The sequence below is a fragment of the Hymenobacter sp. B81 genome (assembly GCF_044628455.1).
Taxonomy (GTDB): domain Bacteria; phylum Bacteroidota; class Bacteroidia; order Cytophagales; family Hymenobacteraceae; genus Solirubrum.
Genome location: NZ_JBIYZW010000002.1, coordinates 381,992 through 401,594, shown reverse-complemented (window position 1 = coordinate 401,594; position 19,603 = coordinate 381,992). Strand labels below are relative to the sequence as shown.

The 19,603-nt window shown below is 64.9% G+C and carries 15 protein-coding genes; 8 read left to right on the top strand and 7 right to left on the bottom strand.

Annotated elements, in window-relative coordinates:
- Nucleotides 1-52 precede the first annotated feature (52 nt).
- Entirely contained in the window at nucleotides 53-1,807 is a 1,755-nt protein-coding gene (locus ACE191_RS12810; RefSeq protein ID WP_400192627.1) for a hypothetical protein, read from the top strand.
- A gap of 309 nt (nucleotides 1,808-2,116) precedes the next feature.
- Here ACE191_RS12810 and ACE191_RS12805 read toward each other — a convergent pair whose 3' ends face one another.
- From ACE191_RS12805 to ACE191_RS12790, 4 genes are all read right to left on the bottom strand, one after another.
- Nucleotides 2,117-3,673, bottom strand: a complete 1,557-nt coding sequence (locus ACE191_RS12805; protein WP_400192626.1) for a DUF2079 domain-containing protein — start codon at nucleotides 3,671-3,673, stop codon at nucleotides 2,117-2,119.
- 41 nt (nucleotides 3,674-3,714) lie between these two features.
- Nucleotides 3,715-4,716 carry a glycosyltransferase family 2 protein gene (locus tag ACE191_RS12800; RefSeq protein WP_400192625.1) on the bottom strand — a complete coding sequence of 334 codons (1,002 nt, stop codon included), beginning with the start codon at nucleotides 4,714-4,716 and terminating at the stop codon, nucleotides 3,715-3,717.
- 10 nt (nucleotides 4,717-4,726) lie between these two features.
- Entirely contained in the window at nucleotides 4,727-5,473 is a 747-nt protein-coding gene (locus ACE191_RS12795; RefSeq protein ID WP_400192624.1) for a class I SAM-dependent methyltransferase, read from the bottom strand.
- 102 nt (nucleotides 5,474-5,575) lie between these two features.
- Nucleotides 5,576-7,876 (bottom strand): hypothetical protein, encoded by a 2,301-nt coding sequence (locus ACE191_RS12790; protein ID WP_400192623.1) that lies wholly within the window; start codon nucleotides 7,874-7,876, stop codon nucleotides 5,576-5,578.
- A gap of 174 nt (nucleotides 7,877-8,050) precedes the next feature.
- On the opposite strand from ACE191_RS12790, the gene ACE191_RS12785 reads away from it, so the two are divergent.
- Nucleotides 8,051-8,584: a hypothetical protein gene (locus ACE191_RS12785; protein ID WP_400192622.1), complete on the top strand. Its 534-nt coding sequence runs from the start codon at nucleotides 8,051-8,053 to the stop codon at nucleotides 8,582-8,584.
- A gap of 245 nt (nucleotides 8,585-8,829) precedes the next feature.
- Here ACE191_RS12785 and ACE191_RS12780 read toward each other — a convergent pair whose 3' ends face one another.
- Both ACE191_RS12780 and ACE191_RS12775 read right to left on the bottom strand, forming a co-directional pair.
- Complete coding sequence (locus ACE191_RS12780; RefSeq protein ID WP_400192621.1) at nucleotides 8,830-9,366, bottom strand: hypothetical protein; 537 nt, start codon at nucleotides 9,364-9,366, stop codon at nucleotides 8,830-8,832.
- A 201-nt stretch (nucleotides 9,367-9,567) separates the two neighbouring features.
- Nucleotides 9,568-10,359 (bottom strand): SDR family oxidoreductase, encoded by a 792-nt coding sequence (locus ACE191_RS12775; protein ID WP_400192620.1) that lies wholly within the window; start codon nucleotides 10,357-10,359, stop codon nucleotides 9,568-9,570.
- Nucleotides 10,360-10,636: 277 nt separating this feature from the next.
- Between ACE191_RS12775 and ACE191_RS12770 the strand changes: the two genes are divergently transcribed.
- The 6 genes from ACE191_RS12770 to ACE191_RS12745 all read left to right on the top strand — a co-directional run bounded on the left by ACE191_RS12770 (nucleotide 10,637) and on the right by ACE191_RS12745 (nucleotide 16,721).
- Nucleotides 10,637-11,170 (top strand): 3-hydroxyanthranilate 3,4-dioxygenase, encoded by a 534-nt coding sequence (locus ACE191_RS12770; RefSeq protein WP_400192619.1) that lies wholly within the window; start codon nucleotides 10,637-10,639, stop codon nucleotides 11,168-11,170.
- Between the two features lie 188 nt (nucleotides 11,171-11,358).
- Entirely contained in the window at nucleotides 11,359-12,831 is a 1,473-nt protein-coding gene (locus ACE191_RS12765) for a hypothetical protein (protein WP_400192618.1), read from the top strand.
- Nucleotides 12,832-13,027: 196 nt separating this feature from the next.
- The gene (locus tag ACE191_RS12760) at nucleotides 13,028-14,050 is read left to right on the top strand and encodes an amidohydrolase family protein (protein WP_400192617.1); all 1,023 of its coding nucleotides are present in this window, start codon (nucleotides 13,028-13,030) and stop codon (nucleotides 14,048-14,050) included.
- Between the two features lie 50 nt (nucleotides 14,051-14,100).
- Entirely contained in the window at nucleotides 14,101-15,384 is a 1,284-nt protein-coding gene (gene kynU / locus ACE191_RS12755; RefSeq protein WP_400192616.1) for a kynureninase, read from the top strand.
- A 50-nt stretch (nucleotides 15,385-15,434) separates the two neighbouring features.
- Entirely contained in the window at nucleotides 15,435-16,097 is a 663-nt protein-coding gene (locus ACE191_RS12750; RefSeq protein ID WP_400192615.1) for a hypothetical protein, read from the top strand.
- 24 nt (nucleotides 16,098-16,121) lie between these two features.
- Nucleotides 16,122-16,721 carry an alpha-ketoglutarate-dependent dioxygenase AlkB family protein gene (locus ACE191_RS12745; RefSeq protein ID WP_400192614.1) on the top strand — a complete coding sequence of 200 codons (600 nt, stop codon included), beginning with the start codon at nucleotides 16,122-16,124 and terminating at the stop codon, nucleotides 16,719-16,721.
- A gap of 82 nt (nucleotides 16,722-16,803) precedes the next feature.
- On the opposite strand, the gene ACE191_RS12740 is transcribed toward ACE191_RS12745, so the two are convergent.
- The gene (locus ACE191_RS12740) at nucleotides 16,804-19,557 is read right to left on the bottom strand and encodes a TonB-dependent receptor domain-containing protein (protein ID WP_400192613.1); all 2,754 of its coding nucleotides are present in this window, start codon (nucleotides 19,555-19,557) and stop codon (nucleotides 16,804-16,806) included.
- Between the last annotated feature and the right edge of the window lie 46 nt (nucleotides 19,558-19,603).

Here is a 19,603-nt window from a genome sequence, read left to right as displayed (position 1 = left end):
ACTTCCCGCTTCTTCGCTCACCGGCGCCCGGCGCCTTTCCGGCTTGTCTTTCATGTCTCGCTCCGCCTGGCGCTTTGCGCTGCCGGCCGCCGCCGGCTACCTGCTGCTGTACCTGGCCTGGACGTTCCCGCTCGTCACGCGCTTCGGCTCGGCTTTCCCGGCCGAGCCGGGCAACGACGCCTTCGTGTACTTGTGGAACGTGTGGCACCTGCGCGAGGCCGTGGTGAGCGGCCACAACCCGCTCAGCACCGACTGGGTGCTGTACCCCTGGGGCGCCTCGCTGCTGCTGCACGCCTACACGCCCATCCTGGGCTTGCTGAACCTGCCGCTGGGCAACGCCGCGCTGGCCATCAACCTGGGCCTGGCGCTGAGCTACGCGCTGTCGGGCACCGGGGCGGCGCAGCTGAGCCGTCGTTGGGTGCGCAGCCCGCTGCTAAACCTGCTGAGTGGACTGGTTTTCGCCTTTTCGCCCTACAAGCTGCTGCGCCTCGCGGGGCACTACAACCTGGTGCTCACGGCCACGGTGCCCTTCTACGTCATGGCCTTTCTCGACGCGTTCGAGTGGACGCCCGGGCGCTTCTGGCCGCGGGTGCGCAGCTGGCGGGCCGTGGGCTGGTGCTTCGCGCTGGGCTTCATCACCCTGCTCAGCGACTACTACGTGCTGTTCGGGCTGATTTACTTTTCGCTGGGCTACGCGCTCTGGTTCTGGCTGAAGCTGGGCCAGATCAACTGGCGCGGCTGGCGGGCCTGGGCCGGGCTGGCCGGGCTGCTGGGCGTGAGCCACGTCGTCATTCGCCTGCTGCGCCTCGCGGGGCTGCCCGACAACGCCGGCTTCTGGTGGGGTGGCGACGTGGCCGGCTACCTGCTGCCCATCAATAGCCGCTGGCTGGAAACGGCCGCGGCCCGCGCCGTGTTCCACGACCCCAACGTCTTTCGCACGCCCGGCAGCATCGAAAATGTGATGTTCCTGGGCTACGCGCTGCCCGTGCTGGCCCTGCTGCTGGCCTTGTGGCCCGGCCGCCCCGTCTCGGCCCGGCGGCTCGATGCGGCGGGCCGGCCCCTGGCCTGGCTGCTGCTGCTGTTCGTGCTGCTGACCTTGCCCGAGCTGCGGGTGTTCGGCAAAAGGTTGCTTAACCTGCCCACGGGCGCGTTGCACTTCGTGCCCTTCTTCAACAACGTGCGCTGCCCCACGCGCTGGGTGCTGTTCGTGTCGCTGCTGCTGCCCATCGTAACGTTTGCCGCTCTCGAAGCCCGCTGGCAGCTGGGGCGCTGGCCCAGGGCCGCGCTACAGGGGCTGAGCACGGGGCTGCTGGCGTTGGTGCTGCTGGAATTCTGGCCCCGGCCCGTACCGCTGTCGGGCGCGGCCACCATTCCCGAGGCCGACCGCGTGGCGGCTACCTTGCCCGGACGGGTACTGCTGCCGCTGCCGCTGGGCTTGCAGGACGGCTACTCGCTCAAGGGCATCATGGAGCCCGAAAACCTGTACTACCAGAGCGCGCACCGCAAAAAGCTGCCGCTGGCCTACCTCTCGCGGGTCAGCCCCGAGCGATTCGCCCGCTTCGACGCCGACCCGGTGCTGCGCACCCTGCTGCGCCTGCAAAAGGCCCCGAACGATACCGTGGTAGCGCCGCCCACCGCCGCGCAGGCCGCCGCCTTCCGCCGCCTCTACCAGCCCGACGTGGTAATTGTGCGCCCCAGCCTGCGCGACAAAGCCGTGCTGGGCTACCTGCGCCCGGTGCTGCCCGGCTACCAGGAGCGCCGCTTCGCCGACGGCTCGGTGCTTCTCTGGGACCCCGCCGGGAAGTAGCGCGAACTGTGTAGTTTGTCGCTGAACGGCGCTGTTGCCTGCCGTAGCGCGATAGTAGCGCGAGCTATGTAGCTCGCGTGGCTGAACGATATGCCAGAACGAGCACGCGGCGCGGGGCACGCGAACTACACCGTTCGCGCTACGGCGTGCTGCCGTTGTTCTGGCGGACGCGGGCTGAAGCCCGCGCTACGCCGCTGAAAAGCTGTTGTATATTTTTTCAAAATCGAAAAATATACAACAGAATCGCCGCGGCAGCTTGTTGTATATTTTGGCTTAAGCGAAAAATATACAACAGAATTCTGCCCCGTATTACTGCGGGGCGGCCAGGCTCAGGGTATCCATGGCCGAGGCGGCGCGCTGGCTGAAGTGGCGGCGGGCCGGCAGGGGCAGGGGGTGCACGCGCTCCAGAATCAGCAGCGGGTCGCGGTCGTAGCGCACGCGCCACTCGGGGGAGCGGCGGTAGGCCGCCAGCTGCCGCTCAAACTGCGCCTCGGTAAGCGGATAGGGGTTGTCGTGGCGCAGCAAAGCCAGGTACTGCGCGTTGCCCACGTAGGGGAAGGGGTAGGTGTAGGCCCGGAACGCGAGGTGGGGCGTGAGCGGCGACGAGGAGCTGACCGGCGCCTCGGCCGGAATCAGCCCTAGGGTGCGGTGCACCTCGCCCACGTCGAAACCGCGGCGGTAGTGGCGCGGCAGGTAAAACTGGCTGGCGCTTTTGTCGTGCCACTTCGATACCCGCACTTCCAGCGACACGATGGTGGCCGCCAGGGTGAGCACCGCCGCCGCCGTGGCCAGCCGGGCCGCCGGCCGCGGCGCGGTGCTCAGCAGCCAGTGGCCCAGCGCCGCGCTGATGATGGGCACGAACTCGATGGAGTACTGGTAGTTGAGCCCCCAGTGCAGCAGGGAGCCCGAAAACAGCTTCTGGGCGTAGATGGGCACCAGCATCAGCAGGTAGGCCGGCCGGCGCAGTAAGGCGTAGCCACCCGACACGAGCACCATCAGGTGCAGCTCCAGCTTGATGTAGTCGCCGGCTGCATCCTGGGGCAGGTGGTTGCGAAACAGCAGCCCTAGTACGTAGAAGGGCCGGGTGAGGGCCGTGCGCAGAATGCCGCCGAAGCTGCCGCCCACGGCCGCGTAGCGGCTTTCGTAGAAGTAGCCCTGCCCCTCGCTCAGGGCCGGAATGATAACCTGCGTCACCAGCACGAAGTAGCCCCCGGCCAGCGCGGCCAAACCCAGGGCGAAGAAGAGGCGGGCGCGGTTGCGCCAGTGCAGCGCGGCCAGACCCAGGGCCACGAAGCACAGCCACAGGGCCACGTTTTCCTTGCTCAGCAGCAGCAGCCCAAACAGCAGCGCGGCGGCCCCGCGCCGGTCTTTCTCGAACAGGTAGAACAGCCAGGGCAGCAGCAGGGCCGCCACTACGTTGTCGTGGTAGTCGTAGGCCAGGGCCGAGTAGATGCCCCAGATGCTCAGAAACTGCGCCGCTAGCGCCACGGCCGCGCCGGGCTGCCGCCCGCCCGAGCGCAGCCTATGCAGGCAGTAGGCGCCGTAGCCGCCGGCCAGGGCGGCGGCAATCTGCACCACCAGTAGGGCGTAGGAGCGAAATACCCAGTACAGCGGCGACCACAGCAGCTGCAGGGGCGTGAAATGGTCGCCCAGCAGGTTGTTGTAGCGCATCACCGAGTTCACGTTCCAGCGCAGGTGCGCGTAGTCCCACAGCGCTTGGTTGTAGATGCCCAGGTCGTAGGCATAGGTGCGGAAGTTGCGGTGGTTAACCAGCGCCAGCAGCCCGAAGCACAGCCCAAAAAACAGCAGCACGCTCAGCAGCCGGCGGCGGTGGGTGGGCGACAGGGGAGGAAGGGAAACGGGCATGGGAGCGGGGCCGGGCGGGGCAACGGCGCCCCGCCCGGCCGTTAAAGCGGCTGGTGCGCGGGCGCGGCGGGCGCTACCGTCACGGGAATGTTGGTGTCGGAGATGATGTAGAGCGGGCGGCGGCGCACGTTGGTGCTGAGCCGGGCCAGGTACTCGCCGATGAGGCCCACGGCAATGAGCTGCACACCACCCAGAAACAGAATGCTCACCATCAGCGAAGGCCAGCCCGGCTCGTAGTCCTGGGCAATGAAGCGGGCGTAGAGGGTGTACAGCAGCACCAGAAAGGCCACGCCCGACACGGTGAAGCCCATCAGGGTAGCGGCTTTGAGGGGCACGTCGGAGAAGGCCGTGATGCCGTCCAGGGCCAGGCGTAGCATCTTGCGGTAAGTGTAGCCCGTTTCGCCGCCGGCGCGCTGGGCCCGGTCGTACTCCACGTAGGTCTGGCGGTAGCCAATCCAGGAAATCTGGCCGCGCAGAAACTTGTTCTGCTCAGGCATCTGCTTGAGCGCCTCCACCACCTTGCGCGAGATGATGCGGAAGTCGCCGGTATCGACGGGGATGGAAATGCTGGTGATGCGGGCCAGGATGCGGTAAAACAGCTTGGCCGTGAACAGCTTCATGGCGCTTTCGCCCTGGCGGCGGCGGCGCTTGGCGTACACCACCTCGTAGCCCTCGCGCAGCTTCTGGTAGAGCTCGGGAATCAGCTCGGGCGGGTCCTGCAGGTCGGCGTCGATGATGACCACGGCCTCGCCCTGCGAGAGGTCCAGCCCGGCCGTCACGGCAATCTGGTGGCCGAAGTTGCGGCTGAAGTTGATGAAGCGCACATCGGCGTGGCGGGCGGCCAGCTCCTGCACCAGCTCCAGCGACCGGTCGCGCGAGCCGTCGTTGATGAAAATAAACTCGCAGCTCAGCTGCATGGGGTCGATGACCCCACGCAGACGCTGGTAGAGCGTGGGAATGTTGGCCTCCTCGTTGTAGATGGGAATGACGATGGAGAGGTCGACGGCGGCGCGCGACGGCGCCGGAGGAAACGGTACGGCCATGGCAGCCAGGCTAGCGGGGTTTGTGGGCCAGGGCAAATACGCTCACGCCCAGGGGGTAATTGACGCGGCGCAGCAGCCGGTTTTCGGTTTTGATCAGGGTCGACAGCGCCTGGTTGAGCGGGGCGGGCAGGGGCTTCAGGTCGCCCTGGGTGTCGTCGGGCTGGCGCTTGCCCAGCAGGCGCTGGCTCAGGCGCACCAGGGCCGTGGGGAAAAACAGCGCCGCGTTCCAGTACGAGGTGCGGTCGACGCGCAGGCCGGCACCGCGCAGGGCCGTTTGCAGGCTGGCGGCCGAGTAGCGGCGGAAGTGGTGGTTCACCACGTCGTGGTGGCTCCACAGCATCTGAAAAGCGGGTACGAACACGATAATGCGGCCGCCCGGGCGCAGCACCCGCGTCCACTCGCGCAGGGCCCGGCCTTCGTCCTCAATGTGCTCGAGCACGTCGGAAGCAATGAGCAGGTCGACGGATTCGTCGGCGAAGCTCAGGTTGGCGCCGTCCATCACGCTCACCCGGGTCAGGCCGCGGCGCCTGGCCAGGGCAATGCCCGCCTCGCTCACGTCGATACCGGTGAGGTTGGTGTAGCCCGCCTTGCCCAGCGCCAGCATCAGCGGCCCGCCCGAGCAGCCCACTTCCAGGATGTGGGCGTTGCGGTCGAGCTTGAGCTGCTGAATTAGGTCGAAGACCATGTCGCGGCGCGAGACAAACCACCAGTTTTGTTCTTCCAGCTCGTGGTATTTGCTTTCGTAGGCTACATCCATTCTACAAAGGTAAGCGCGGCATTGGGCGTTTGCTTGGCAGCTCAACCGCCGGCGCCGGTATTTTTCGGGAGGTGATGGGGAATGCGTTACGGGGCGTAAAACTCAGCGCGCTAGCTGGTAGCCGTTGAGCACCGGCCGACCCTGCGCATCGCGCCAGTACACGTCGGTGTCGAGGGGACGAATCAGCAGGTCGTCGGCCAGCAGGTCGTGGCTGTCGTGGAGCACTTCCACGCGGTTCACGCCGGGCACCACCCGCACGGGCACCGCCAGGCGCAGCCAGTCGCCGCTGATTTCGGTGCACAGCCGCCCGTCGGCCACCTGGTGGTCGACCTGCTGACCGCCGGCGTAGAGCTTTACCTGCAGGTTGCCGTAACCGTAGGCGGTTTTGCCGTTCACCCACACGCTCACCTCGTAGCGGCCGGTATCGGCCGGGGCAGGCAGCGCACCGTCGTAGAGCACCGAGAACTTCTCCTTTGGCTCGTGGAAGGCACCCTCGCCCAGGCGGCCGCGGCGGTCGGCGGCTTCCTTAAAGGGCTGATACAGCACGCCCCGGGTCGTGGTGGCGCGCAGCCCGTCGGGCCGGGCGGGCAGAATGGCCAGCAGCGAATCGGCCTTGGCGCGCTCCTGGGCCAGGGTAGTGGCGGCCAGCGCCGCAATGGGCAGCTCGTAGAGGCTAACTTCGGGCGTGGCAACCAGCAGCTTGGCCAGCCCCACGAGGCGCTGCTGGGCGGGCGTCAGCGCGTCGGGCGTCACCAGCAGCAGAATGGGCTTGTCGGACGGGAACTGGCGCAGCAGCGGCTTTTCGATGAGCGTACTGCTGAACAGCTGGGCATGGCGCAGCACGTGCTCGATGGAAGGGCGCGACACGTAGCTCGACAGCTCGGGCAGGCCCGTGGCCAAAGCCAGCTTGTGGGCCAGGAACACCGAGGCACCCGAGCCGTCGATGTCGATCCGGTCGCTGCCCTTGTTGAAGTAGGGCAGGGGCAGGATGGCCTGGAAGTCGGTGGGGCGGCGGTTGGTCCAGCTCAGCTGCTGCAGCAGCGGGGTGTTGGGGTCGAGAAAGGCGCGGGCCCCGGCACCTTGATTTACCGTGGCGGCCTTGGCCGAGATGTTCAGCCAGGCTTCGGCGCCCCACACCAGCAGCAGCAGCGGCAGCCAGGGCAAGGCCAGGGCCGATACGCGGTGCTGGCGCTGGTAGCGTAGCAGGCGGTAGAGGTAGTAGGCCGCGTAGCAGCTGAACACGTAGTAGAACGGCCAGGCAAAGCGGCCCAGCGCCCGGAACTGCTTGATGGGCCCCAGGTACTCGACCAGGCCCTTGAAGCCGGGAAACACGAACGGCCAGGCAAACGAGAAAAACAGCACCAGCGCCGCCGCCCACACGCCCACGTGCAGGTGCTCGGGCAGGTCGCGGCCCAGCTGCAACGGGCGGCGGCGCTGTTTCCACAGGCGCCAGGCCAGCCGCAGCAGCGAGGCCACCATCACACCCGCCGCCACCAGCCCCACGTAGGAAGCGGCCTCGTAGCTGATGGGCTCGACGGTGAAAAAGCGCGCCCACACCTCGCGCAGCGGCGACAGGGAAGGCGTAAACACCCCCGCCGGCGTGGCCATGTACACCAGGAAACCGAAGGGGTTGGGCGGGCGGTCGGTGGTGGGGTCGGTGGCCCACATCCACACCTGAAACAGCACCAGCGGCAGCAGGGCCGTTAGCGCCATGCGGCCGATCATATTCCAGTCGCGCCGCTGGCGCAACGCCAGCACGGCCACGTGGGCCAGCAGAAAAATGGAGCCGCAGGCGGTGAAGTACAGCATCACCATGCCCATAAGCAGGCTGCTGACTACGAACAGTGCGTACCAGCGCCAGCGCCGCGGGGCTTCCTGCATGCGAATGATGCAGTACCAGAGAATGGGCACGAAGCAGGCGTAGCTCAGCGACATATGGTCGCCCAGGCGCTGCACCTGCGGCGAGAGAAAGGCAATGATGAGGGCCAGCAGGCCGGCGTACCACACGGGCAGGCGGGTGCGCCGCAGAATGGCGTAGAGCACCAGCGGGGCGGCCAATAAGCCCAGCAGCGCCAGCGCGTTGGTGATGCCCACCGTGTAGCGCGCCGCCGGCAGCCCCAGCCGCTGCAGCCAGTTGATGCCCACGGCAATGAGCGGCTGCAGGTTGGGGTAGGTGAAGTTTTCCCCGAAGGGATAGTTCATGCCGGTAAACCGGGTGCCCTGGTCGTAGAGGGCATAGTAGGCCGTGGCAAAGTAGCTCTGCAGCCCGTCGCCGCCGGGGTTGAAGAAGTAATCGTTGAGGTTGGCCAGCGGGGCGGCGAAAAGGTAGGCGAGCAGCCCGGCCGCGGCTAGCCCCACGGCGGCCATGCCCAGCCAGTGGGCGCTAGGGCGGGATAGATTCATGCAGAGTAAAAGGCAGCGGCTAAGGCGGTAAAAGTCGTTGACCCAAGAAAGTGGCGGGTACCGGACAATAGGCAAGGTCAAAACTACGGTATTGCACTCATAGTCTATTCAGGCCTTTTACCGTGCGGCCAGGAAGCCTACCTTTGGACCCTCCCTTCTTTTTATCTCGCTGTTATGCGCTACTTGTTATTTTGGACTGGCCTAGCCATGTTGGCTACGGCCTGTTCGCGCGGTGATGCAAAGTCTGAGGCTGACCCCAATCAGCTATTTGCCACTGGGTTTGAAAATCTGGAAGGGTGGGTTATCCCCAATCCTTCGCTCACAAGGGAAAAAGCACATTCAGGCCTGTATTCGGTCAAAACCGACCCAAATATTGAGTACAGCTTGACTTATAACAATGAGTTGGGCCGTCTGTCGCCGCAGCGCTTGAATAAGTTCCGGCTGACGGCTTGGGTCTTCAACGACAAGGCCGAACCGGCGCAATTAGTGCTGCAAATCACACGCTCGGCGGAGGATAACAGCAACGTGTTATACGAAAAAATAGACCTCTCCCAGGCTGTCAAAGCCGGAGAGTGGACGGAGGTGAGCAAGGAAATCACTCTGCCGGCCGAGGCTGCGGCTAACAATCCAATTAAGATATATCTGTGGCGTTCCGGCTCAACCTTGCCGACTTACCTAGATGATTTGGCGTTGACCGTAGTGCCTTAATCTGGCAAGCCCTTAGAGCACAAGCGCCCGTCGACAACAGTCGACGGGCGCTTGTGCTTTTTATATAGCTGCTCAAGGGCGAGGCCAGGAAGGCTACGGCGGCTACTTGCCGGGGCCCACCCAAGTGCCCAGCCAGTACCTAGCGAAGTTGGCGTAATTCCCGAGTCTGAGCCCGGGCCGGCGCTACGGAGTGATGTTAAGATAACGGGCTGCCAAATCGCTCGGGCAGAGCAGCCGGCGTGGCTTTATTCTTTGATGCTGAGCTTTACATCGTCTACCAGTACGACGTCACTGGCATCAGCGCGCCACAGCGACAGGCGAATGTACTGGGTAGGGGTGATGTTATCGGGCAGCGTAATTTCCTTCCGCACCGGCATCCACTTTTTGTAGGACTTAATCTCGTCGCCCAGCTTAATGCCCTCGCCCATCACCTGCTGGTTGGTTTCGGGGTTGACAATCTGCACACCCAGCACGCCCGTGGCTTTTTCGCTGGGCAGGTATGCCCAAGCGTCCAGCACAACAGTTTTGAATTTCTGAGGACTTACGGCTCCCAGAGGCATGTTGAAGGTCAAGCTGAATTCCCGGTTGCCATCGACTTTGATGGCGTACTGTCCAGAATGCGCACGGCCCTTGTCAAGAGCGGCCGGATCGTTGTTCCAGCCCGCTAAAGACTCAAAATCATTGAAGGTGATAATTTTTTCACCTGCTTTTGGTCCGGTTTGATTGTCTGAGGAGCAAGCTCCAAGCACCAATAAACCCAGTAAACCAATATGTGCTTTCATGGAAGCGAGGAAGAAGGAAGTTAGGTAGGCATCAAAGATAAGGGCTTTATCAACCAAACAGGGCGGTATTTAACGGTTGAGCAGGGTTATAGGCGCTGACCATAAACAGTAATTGCTAGCCATCCGGACAGTTCCACCGGAATAATCGCGCCCTGCATGTCGGGGTAAATCAACTGCGCAGAAGATCCAGGCTGAACGGACTTACAAACTGCCCGTGCGGCCACCGTCCACCGGCAAGTTGATGCCGTTGATGTAGCCGGCAAGGGGCGAGGCGAGGAAAGCCACGGCCGCCGCTACTTCCTCGGCCTCGCCGAAGCGCCCGGCCGGAATCAGGCGCAGCATGTTGGCCTCGAGCTCGTCGATGGCCTGGCCGGTGCTGGCGCTGCGGGCTGCCAGCAGGCTGTGGTGCCGCTGGGTGAGCGTGGCCCCGGGCAGCACGTTGTTGACGGTAATGCCCTGCGGGCCCAGCTCGGTAGCCAGGGTTTTGGCCCAGCTGGCCACGGCCCCGCGAATGGTATTCGACACGCCCAGGTTGGGCAGAGGCTGCTTGACGGAGGTGCTGATGACGTTGATGATGCGCCCGTAGCCCGCCGCCTGCATGCCCGGTACCAAGGCCTGGGCCAGCAGGTGGTTGCACACCAGGTGCTGCTCGAAGGCCGCCCGCAGCGCCGCCATGGGCGCGGCCAGAAGCAGCCCCCCGGCCGGCCCGCCGGTGTTGTTCACCAGAATGTGAGCCGGGCCGTGCTGCTGCACCCAGTTGCCGATTCGCTCAGCCAGCTCGTCGGGGCGGGTAAAATCGGCGACTACGTAGTCGTGGCGCTGGCCGGCGGCGGTGGGCAGGGCAGCCAGCACTTCCCGCAGGCGCGCCTCGTCGCGGGCAACGAGGGTTACGGAAGCCTGACGGGACGCCAGGGCCTCGGCCACGGCGCGGCCGATGCCCTGGGTACTGCCGCACACCACGGCGCGGCGGGCGGTAAGTTGGTCGGTAAGCATGGCCGAAAGTACTAGGGTGACCGGTAACACGGGGCAGGTTCTGGGTAACACGTGACAGGGAACAGGTGACAGGTTTAGGAAGACCGGTACTGATGAGTGGGGCAGATGCTGTTGGGAAGGATAGCGGCAGAAGCCGAAAGCGGCCCGGTTTTGCGCTGTTCGGGCTTAAGGCCGACGGTTCAGCCGACAGTTTCTAACTTGTCACCTGTCACGTGCCCCGTGTCACCTAACATCCACTCACCGCGTGGCATTGGTCGCGCGTTACCTGTTCCTGAAAATGCCAGTTTCCCGCCCCTTCAACTTTCAGCAATGGATTGACGAACACCGCCACCTGCTCAAGCCGCCGGTGGGCAATCAGCAGGTGTTCAAAGGCAACGACGACTTCATCGTGATGGTGGTGGGCGGCCCCAACGCCCGCAAAGACTACCACGTGGACGACAGCGAGGAGTTCTTCTTCCAGCTGGAGGGCGACATGACGCTCAAAATCATCGAGGACGGCAAGCCGGTTGATCTGCCCATCCGCGCCGGCGAAATATTCCTGCTGCCCGCGGGCGTGCCCCACTCCCCGCAGCGCCCGGCCAATACCGTAGGGCTGGTGGTGGAGCGCTACCGCAAGCCCGGCGAGCTGGACGGCTTTCAGTGGTACTGCGAGAACTGCGGCACCAAGCTGCACGAGGAATTCACCGAACTCACCGATATCGTCACCCAGCTGCCGGTTATCATGGGCAGCTTCTGGCAGAACGAGCAGCGCCGTACCTGCAAGAGCTGCGGCACAGTGATGCAGCCGCCCGCGCCGGTAGCGGCCTCGTAGCGGGCGAGCTGCCGCATAAGTCTCCCGCCAGTTAGGTCGTCGGCGCCAAAAAACGCCGATTCGCAGCGCCGGAAAATGCGGCCTTGAACGGATGTGGTTATTTTTGCCTGATTGACAACGACGTGCCCTACGGCACGTCGTTTTTTAGCGGCCCTCCGGGGCGCCCGGCTCCTACCATCAGCACCCCCTTGACCACCCCCGTCACTTATCAGACCGCAGCCGATGCGCCCGTATCGGCGGCCGCGCAGCCCGCTTGGCGCCGCTACCGGAATACCTGGGTTTTCCTGGCAACCTTCCTGTTGTTCCTGGTTCACCTGCTGACTTCCCGCCACCAGCAGCAGTATTACGACGCCGCGCATTATTGGCGCCTGGCCACGGAGTTCTACCGCGACGGGGAGTTTTCGATTTACCACTTCAACAGCACCTTCCGCGGCTATTTATTCCCGCTGCTGTATTACCCGGCGGCCGTCATCGTGCGGGATTTTGCCCCGGAAAGCGGCAACCTCATCATTAAGATTATGGGGGCGCTCTGCGCCGCTACGCTGTTTGCTGTGGTGTGCCCGGGTCTGTGGGAAAAGGCCAGCAAGCGTCCGGTGGGCTTGCTGCGGCGGGCCTGCTTCGTGGTCGTCTGCTTCGTGCTGTGGCGCGACCATTTCAACTTCACCCTCACCGATTTCCCGGCTACGCTCGCCTTATTCGGCGCCCTCCTGGCCGCCTACCACGTCAGAAAGGCCTGGGCGGCCCTGCTTTCCGGGGCCCTCATTGCCGCCGCCATTTACATCCGGCCCATTTGCCTGGCGGCCGCGCCGCTGGTGCTGGCCTTACTGGTGCAGCAGTTGATGAGTAATGGCCGTTTGCTGCACTGGAAAGCCGCCCTGCGCGTGGGTTTTTTCGCCCTCGCGTTTCTGCTGGTCGCCTGGCCCCAGTACCTGATCAACTTGCGTAATTACCAGTCGCCGAGTTTGTTCGTACTGGGCCGTGGCGACGGCAACGAGTTTGTCGTCAATGGTCAAGACAACCTGTACCTATTCAAGCTCAACGAGGGATTTAATGCCCAGAAGTACGAAACCAATATTGGCTTGGACTACGCCAAAGCGCAGATATTTTACTTAGACCCCGCAGGGCGGGCCCTATTTGCCACGAACGGCGGTAAAATGCTGGGCTCGTACCAGGAGTATTTCACGTTCGTGCTCCAGCACCCGCTGGATATGGCGGCGCTGTACACGCGGCATCTGTTCAATGCCCTCGACGTGTTGTACGCCAGCCCCTACGTCACCAAAGTCTACGCCTCAACCACCGCGCTGGCGCTATTCAACTACACGGTGCTCTTCGCCTCGTTCCTGGTGCTGGTTGTGCGGGCCGGTGACGTCAGGCCGCGTCATCTACTGCTGATTGCCGCCGTGCTCATTACCTGCGCCGCCTCCATGCCCCTGATGGTGGAGTGCCGCTATTTCGTGCCCATGCACATGTTCTTCTACGCCGTGGCCTGTTTTGGCTGGCCGGCGCAGTGGCAGGCGCGGCAGGTAAACCGCGGGCAGCTATTGTCGGTGGGGCTGGCCTACGTATTGTTTCTGGTGGTGTGCCTGAGCTTCTCGAGCCACACGCAATCCATGCTGGAACTCAAGGCCAAAACCATTCAGTACACGCCCCCGACCTGGTAACCGAGCCGGGGCTGCAATAGCCCGGTAAAGAGCGGGAGCAGTGGTCAATGCCCCGCTACCGGGCGCAAACTGGCCGCTCAACAAGCCTTATTCGGCGAGGTCCGGCCCGAGTGCCCGATTGGGTGTGCGAACGAAGCTGTAATTTAACGGCCCACCCGGGCCGGGCCCTTTTGCCGCGGCTGCTTACCGCCCACCCTTGCTTACCGTCGACATTCACACCCACATCCTGCCCAAACAGTGGCCCGACCTGCGCGAGCGGTACGGCTACGGCGGCTTCATCCGGCTCGAGCACCACAAGCCCTGTTGCGCCCGCATGATGCAGGACGACAAGTTCTTTCGCGAAATTCAGGACAACTGCTGGGACCCCGCCGTGCGCCTGCGCGAGTGCCAGCACTTCGGCGTCGACGTGCAGGTGCTCAGCACCGTGCCCGTCATGTTCAGCTACTGGGCCAAGCCCCACGACGCGCTGGATTTAAGCCGCCTGCTCAACGACCACCTGGCCGGCGTGGTGGCCGACTACCCCGACCGCTTCATTGGGCTGGGCACCGTGCCCATGCAGGCGCCCGACCTGGCCGTGAAGGAGCTGGAGCGCTGCGTGAAGGAGTTGGGGCTGGCCGGCATTCAGATCGGCTCCCACGTCAACGACTGGAACCTCGACGCCCCCGAGCTGTTCGAGGTGTTTGCCGCGGCCGAGGAGCTGGGCGCCTGCGTGTTCGTGCACCCCTGGGACATGATGGCCCAGCAGAAAATGCCCAAGTACTGGCTGCCCTGGCTGGTAGGCATGCCCGCCGAAAGCACCCTGGCGCTGTGCTCGTTGATTTTTGGCGGCGTGCTCGAGCGCCTCCCGCGCCTGCGCGTGGCCGTGGCCCACGGCGGCGGCAGCTTTGCCTCCACCATCGGCCGCATCGAGCACGGCTTCCAGGTGCGCCCCGACCTCTGTGCCGTCGACAACCCCGTGAACCCGCGCGAGTACCTGGGCCGGTTCTGGGTCGACTCCTTGGTGCACGACCCGCTGATGCTGGACTACCTGGTGAAAACCGTGGGCGCCGACAAGATTACCCTGGGCACCGACTACCCCTTCCCACTGGGCGAGCTGGAGCCGGGCCAGCTGATTCGCTCCATGAACTACCCCGACGAGGTGAAAGCCCGCATGCTGGGCCAGAACGCCTTCGACTGGCTGGGCGTGGGCGTCGAGCAGTTTCTGAAAGCCCGCGTCTGAAGCCCGGGCGCTACCTTCGCGGCCACGCCGCGGCGTCTTTTCCGCTTTCGATGACCTACGAAAATACCCTTGACTTTGCCCGCGGGCTCGATGCCCGGGACTCACTCCGTGCTTTCCGCGACCGTTTTCACCTGCCCCTGGGGCCCGATGGGCAGCCGGGCGTGTACGCCTGCGGCAACTCCCTGGGCCTGCAGCCCAAGTCGGCCCGCGCTGCCGTTGAGGCCGAGTTCCAGAGCTGGCAGGAGCACGCCGTCGAAGGGCATTTCCACGGCACCTCGCCCTGGATGCACTACCACGAGTTTCTGACCGCGGCCTCGGCCCGGCTGGTGGGCGCCCGGCCGGTGGAAGTGGTGGTAATGAACAACCTGACCACCAACCTGCACCTGCTGCTGATTTCGTTTTACCGCCCCACGGCCACCCGCTACAAGGTGCTGATGGAGGGCGGGGCTTTTCCCTCCGATCAGTACGCGCTTGAAAGCCAGGTGAAGCTGCACGGCCTCCGCCCCGACGACGCCATCGTGGAGCTGCTGCCCCGGCCCGGCGAGCATACCCTGCGCACCGAAGACATTGAGGCCCGCATTCAGGAGCTGGGCGACTCGCTGGCTACCGTCATCCTGGGTGGGGTCAACTACTACACCGGGCAGGCCTTCGACATGGCGGCCATCACCCGGGCGGGCCACGCCGTGGGGGCCATCGTGGGCTTCGACCTGGCCCACGCCGCCGGCAACCTCGAGCTGCAGCTGCACGACTGGGACGTGGACTTTGCCTGCTGGTGCTCCTACAAGTACCTCAACTCGGGCCCCGGCGGCACCTCGGGCGTGTTCGTGCACGAGCGGTTTGCCCGCCGCCCCGACCTGCCCCGGCTGGCTGGCTGGTGGGGCCACGACCCGGCCGACCGCTTCCAGATGAAAAAGGGCTTCCGGCCCATGGAAGGCGCTGCGGGCTGGCAGCTCTCCAACGCCCAGATTTTTCCCATGGCCATTCACCGCGCCGCCCTGGCCCTGGTAGATGAGGCCGGCGGCATGGCCGCGCTGCGCCGCAAAAGCGAGCAACTGACGGGCTACCTGTTCTGGCTGCTGCAGGAATTGAACCTGCCGGCCGATCAGCTCGAAATCATTACCCCCGCCGACCCCGCGCAGCGCGGCTGCCAGGTGTCGTTGCTGGTACGCCAGCGCGGCCGCGCCCTGTTCGATTACCTGGCCGCCCAGGGCATCGTGGCCGACTGGCGCGAGCCGAACGTGGTGCGCCTGGCGCCGGTGCCGCTCTACAACTCGTTTGAGGATGTGTGGCGCATTGGCCGGGCCGTGGCCGAGTGGGTGAACCATCCCGTATAAGCCTTGTTAATTAGCAGGCAGTTTCGGGCTGCGCATTGAAGGACTGAAGAATGGAAGACTACGCGGCCAAAATGGCCCGCAAAACCGACGCCGAGCTGCGGCTATACGTGACCAACCGCGGTGAATACCGCGAGGATGCCGTATTGGCGGCGCTGACCGAACTGGAGCAGCGCGGCCACGTGCTGCCCGGGGCGGCCGATCTGCGCGCCGAGCTGCAGGTGGCCGTGGCCCGGGAGCAGGCCGAAGCCCTGCGCAACCCGCCGCCTCAGCCCGCCTGGATGCGCCCCGCCGAGCCGGAGCCGCAGGAGGAAGAAGCTGCGGCCGACACGCCCACGCTGTATTCGCCCAGCACGGTCGCGGTGTTTTCGGTGCTGTTTTCCTTTTTCATTGGCGGCCTGCTGATGCTGCTGAACCTGCTGCGCCTGCGCCGCTACGGCGGGGCCGCCCTGCTGCTGGCGCTGGTAATGCCGCTGCTGGCCCTGCAGGTGTGGCTGCCGGCCCAGCTGGGCGTGCAGCCCGGGTATTCCGCGCTCGTCATCAACGTGCTCACGGCCCTGCTCTACGTCTACGTGATGTGGCCCTACTTCATTGGCCGGCAACCCTATCGCTCGCGGGGCTGGGTTATGCCGCTGATTGTCATCTTCGGGGTGGTGTTGCTGCTGATGACGCTGGCGCGCATGTCGGGGCTGCCCATGCCCGGCGTCGCACCCTGAGTTGATCAGCCAAGTAGCCTGCCTATGGCGCTGACACCGATTGTACTGCCCCAGGCTGAGCTGTGGCTGGCCGAGGATTTTCTGAGTCCGGCCGAGGCTGCCGCCCTGCTAATCGAGCTGACCGCGGCCGTGGCCTGGCAGCAGCAGCCCATCCGCTTGTTTGGTCGCGAGGTGCCCCAGCCCCGACTCACCGCCTGGTACGGCGACCCGGGTGCCGCCTACCAGTACTCGGGCCTGAAGCTGCCGCCGCTGCCCTGGCTGCCCGCACTGCTGGCGTTGCGCCGAGCCGTGGAAGCCGCCGCCGGAGTGCCCTTCAACAGCGTGCTGCTCAACCTCTACCGCTCGGGCCAGGACGGCATGGGCTGGCACGCCGACGACGAGCCCGAATTGGGGCCCGAGCCCGTCATTGCCTCGCTCAGTTTAGGCAGCACCCGGCGGTTTCGCCTGCGCCCGCGCCCCGGTCGTGGCCCCGCGCACCCACCGCTGACGCTGGAGCTGCCCGCGGGTAGCCTGCTGATTATGCGCGGGCTCACGCAGCGCTGCTGGCAGCACGCCCTGCCCAAAACCGCCCGGCCCGTGGGCCCGCGCCTCAACCTGACGTTTCGCCTGATTACCGGCGTTTGAGCCAGCTGGTGGAACCGTAAAAGCAACGGCCGGCTCCCGTGAGGGGGGCCGGCCGTTGCGTTCAGCAGCTTTTACTTTCAGACTAGCGGATGTCTACCAGCAGGCCTACGTAGGCTAGGCGGGTAATCTGCGGGCCGCCGTAAATCTGCACGTTCTCGTCGTCGAGCAGGTTCGAGGCGCCGGCCTGAATGGTGGTGGCCAGCTTGGGCAGGGTGTAGCCCACAAACACGTCGAGCGAGCTGTAGTCGTTGAGGGTGCCCACCGCGAAGGGGGTCTCGTAGAGGTGGCCCTGCGCCCAGCGGTAGTTGGCCGAGTAGCTCAGGTTACCCGTCGTGCCGCTGGCGCCCACGTTGTACTTGTGCTTGGGTGTGTTGAAGAAGGTCTGGAAGTTCGGGTCTTTGATGTTCGAGCGGTCCAGCACGTTCAGCGAGTAGTTGGTGCTCAGCGTCAGCGGGCGGGCAATGGTGTAGCTCAAACCCAGCGCCGCGCCCTGGGTGCGCACTTCCTGGTTGGCGTTGGTCCACACCTGCAGTACGCGGGTGTTGGAAGTGCTGGTCTGGAAGGGCGTCGAGGTCTGGGCTTCCGCCCCCAGCTGAGCCAGCGTGGGGCGCGAACCGTCGCGGTTGCCAATGAACGGGCGCGCGCCGATGAAGTCGTTGTACTGTGAACGGAAGTAGTTCACGTCCAGGCTCAGGCCTTTCAGCAGCTCGCCGCGGTAGCCCACTTCGTAGGAGTTCAGGCGCTCCAGCTTCAGGGCCGGGGCGTTGTACTCGTAGCGGGCCAGGGCTGCGGCGCGGGCGCTGGCATCGGGGTTGGTGAGGATGGCGCCGAGCACGGTCGGCTGGGCCAGCTCGGGCGAATAGCCCTGGAAGCCGCTGCCCACGTTGCCCAGCAGCAGTACGCGGCCCACGTCGAGGCGGATGTACTGGTCGAGCTGCGTGGGGGAGCGGAAGGCGCGGCCGTAGCTGGCGCGGAAGTTATGCTGCTTGTTGGCGCCGGCCGAGTATACCGCCGAGGCGCGGGGCGAGAAGGCCGCGTCGAAGTTCTTGAACTCGTCGAGGCGGGCGGCCACGGCCAGCTTCAGCCGCTCGTTGAGCAGGCGGTGCGAGAGTTGGCCGTAGGCCCCCATCTCGTGGTTCTGAATGCGCTGGTTGTCGTCGGAGAATAACTGCCCGTTGGAACCCAGGCGGAACTTGCGGTACGAGGCGCCCACGATCAGGTCGGTAGTGGTGCCGAACTTGAAGTTGTACTGCGCGTTGCCCTCGTTGAGCAGGGAGCTGGGGTTCAGGCGGGCGCCGCGGCCGGGGCGGTTGTCGGCCACGATGGCCGAGCGCAGCTCCTGGAAACGCGGGCTGCTGGGGTCCAGCTGGCGGGCGTTGGCCGCCGCCTGGGCCGTAGCCAGCGCCGCCTCGGCCGACTGACCGGCGTTGCGGGCCTGCTTGTAGGCGTTGTTGTAGGTGATGAAGTACAGCTGGCCGTAGGTCAGCCCGCTCACCTCGCTGGGCGAGTTCTGCAGGTAGCCGCCCAGAAAGCTCAGGTCATAGGTGTCGTTGCCGAAGTCCTGGGTGGAAGAGCCGCGCAGAAACCACCGCTCCCCTTTCAATTCACCGCGAAACTGCGTGGTGCCGAAGTCCTTGAGGCGGTAGCGGCTCGACGACTGATAGCTGGCCGTGCCGCGGGCGTAGCTGGCGCCCACCGTGGCCTTGATCTTGTCGGTAAACAGGTAGGAAATCGTGGGCTGCAGCTTCAGGGCCCGGGCCTGGTCGTCGCTGCCCACCAGGGTTTTTTCGTCGAAACCGGGCATGAACACCGTCTTGCCTTCCAGCTCGGGGCTCACGGTGTAGCCCAGCTGGGCGTTGTTCTGGCGCTGCGAGAAAGTGTTGGGCAGGTCGCCGTAGCGGTTCACAGCGTCGTAGCCCTGGGCCGAGCCCGACTCGTTGTTGTTGGGCACCAGCATGCGGTTGGTGGGCTCGTAGTTCGAGGCCAGCCAGTCGTTGGCCGTCAGGTAGCTGCCCACCAGCTTGAAGGCAAACTTGTTGCCCAGCTTCTTGGCGTAGCGCAGCTGCCCGTCGAAGTACGCGCGCTGGCCGCCGCGCACCCGGGCGCTGAAGCCCTCGGTCACGAACGCATCCTTGGTGTTGAGCAGCACCACGCCGTTGAAGGCGTTGGCGCCGTACAGGGCCGAGGCCGGGCCGTAAATCACCTCGATGGAGGCAATGTCGAGCTCGGGCACGCCCAGCATGTTGCCCGAGTTGATGTTCAGGCTTGGCGACTGGGTGTCGAAGTAGTCGACCAGCTGAATCACGCGCTCCGACTTGGGCGAGTTGAAGCCGCGGGTGCTCAGGCTGCTCATCACCATGCTGGTCGAGTTCACGTCGATGCCCTTGAGCTGGTTGAGGCCTGCCAGCACATCGGGCGGGGGCGTGCGCAGAATCTGCTGGGCGTTGATTTTCTCGATGGTCACCGGCGCCTGCTGCAGGGATTCCTCCACGCGCGAGGCCGCCACCACCACTTCGTTCAGCGTCACCGATTCGTTGAGCGTCACCACCACGTCGGGCGTGGGCTTGCTCAGCTCCAGCTCGCGCGACTCGTAACCCACAAACGACACCGAAATGACGATGGGGCCGCGCTCGAAGTCGGCCGGCAGCGAAAACTGCCCTTCGCGGTTGGTACCCGTGCCGATGAGCGTGCCTTTGATGAAAACCGTGGCGCCGGGAATGGGCTCACCCGCGTCGTTGCGCACCACGCCACCCACAGTGGCTGCCGACTGGGCCCAGGCCGGAGCTGCCAGCACCGTAGTGCCAAGCAGCAGGGAGCCAAGTAAAATTTGCCGCATAAAGAAAAAAGAAGGGAAAACGCTGGAAAGGGAAGGCTTTTACAAA

Excerpts from the sequence above, each read along its gene's own strand:
- ACE191_RS12810 (WP_400192627.1), top strand. The coding sequence starts at position 53 with ATGTCTCGCTCCGCCTGGCGCTTTGCGCTGCCGGCCGCCGCCGGCTAC.
- ACE191_RS12805 (WP_400192626.1), bottom strand. The coding sequence starts at position 3,673 with ATGCCCGTTTCCCTTCCTCCCCTGTCGCCCACCCACCGCCGCCGGCTG.
- ACE191_RS12800 (WP_400192625.1), bottom strand. The coding sequence starts at position 4,716 with ATGGCCGTACCGTTTCCTCCGGCGCCGTCGCGCGCCGCCGTCGACCTC.
- ACE191_RS12795 (WP_400192624.1), bottom strand. The coding sequence starts at position 5,473 with ATGGATGTAGCCTACGAAAGCAAATACCACGAGCTGGAAGAACAAAAC.
- ACE191_RS12790 (WP_400192623.1), bottom strand. The coding sequence starts at position 7,876 with ATGAATCTATCCCGCCCTAGCGCCCACTGGCTGGGCATGGCCGCCGTG.
- ACE191_RS12785 (WP_400192622.1), top strand. The coding sequence starts at position 8,051 with ATGCGCTACTTGTTATTTTGGACTGGCCTAGCCATGTTGGCTACGGCC.
- ACE191_RS12780 (WP_400192621.1), bottom strand. The coding sequence starts at position 9,366 with ATGAAAGCACATATTGGTTTACTGGGTTTATTGGTGCTTGGAGCTTGC.
- ACE191_RS12775 (WP_400192620.1), bottom strand. The coding sequence starts at position 10,359 with ATGCTTACCGACCAACTTACCGCCCGCCGCGCCGTGGTGTGCGGCAGT.
- ACE191_RS12770 (WP_400192619.1), top strand. The coding sequence starts at position 10,637 with ATGCCAGTTTCCCGCCCCTTCAACTTTCAGCAATGGATTGACGAACAC.
- kynU (WP_400192616.1), top strand. The coding sequence starts at position 14,101 with ATGACCTACGAAAATACCCTTGACTTTGCCCGCGGGCTCGATGCCCGG.
- ACE191_RS12750 (WP_400192615.1), top strand. The coding sequence starts at position 15,435 with ATGGAAGACTACGCGGCCAAAATGGCCCGCAAAACCGACGCCGAGCTG.
- ACE191_RS12745 (WP_400192614.1), top strand. The coding sequence starts at position 16,122 with ATGGCGCTGACACCGATTGTACTGCCCCAGGCTGAGCTGTGGCTGGCC.
- ACE191_RS12740 (WP_400192613.1), bottom strand. The coding sequence starts at position 19,557 with ATGCGGCAAATTTTACTTGGCTCCCTGCTGCTTGGCACTACGGTGCTG.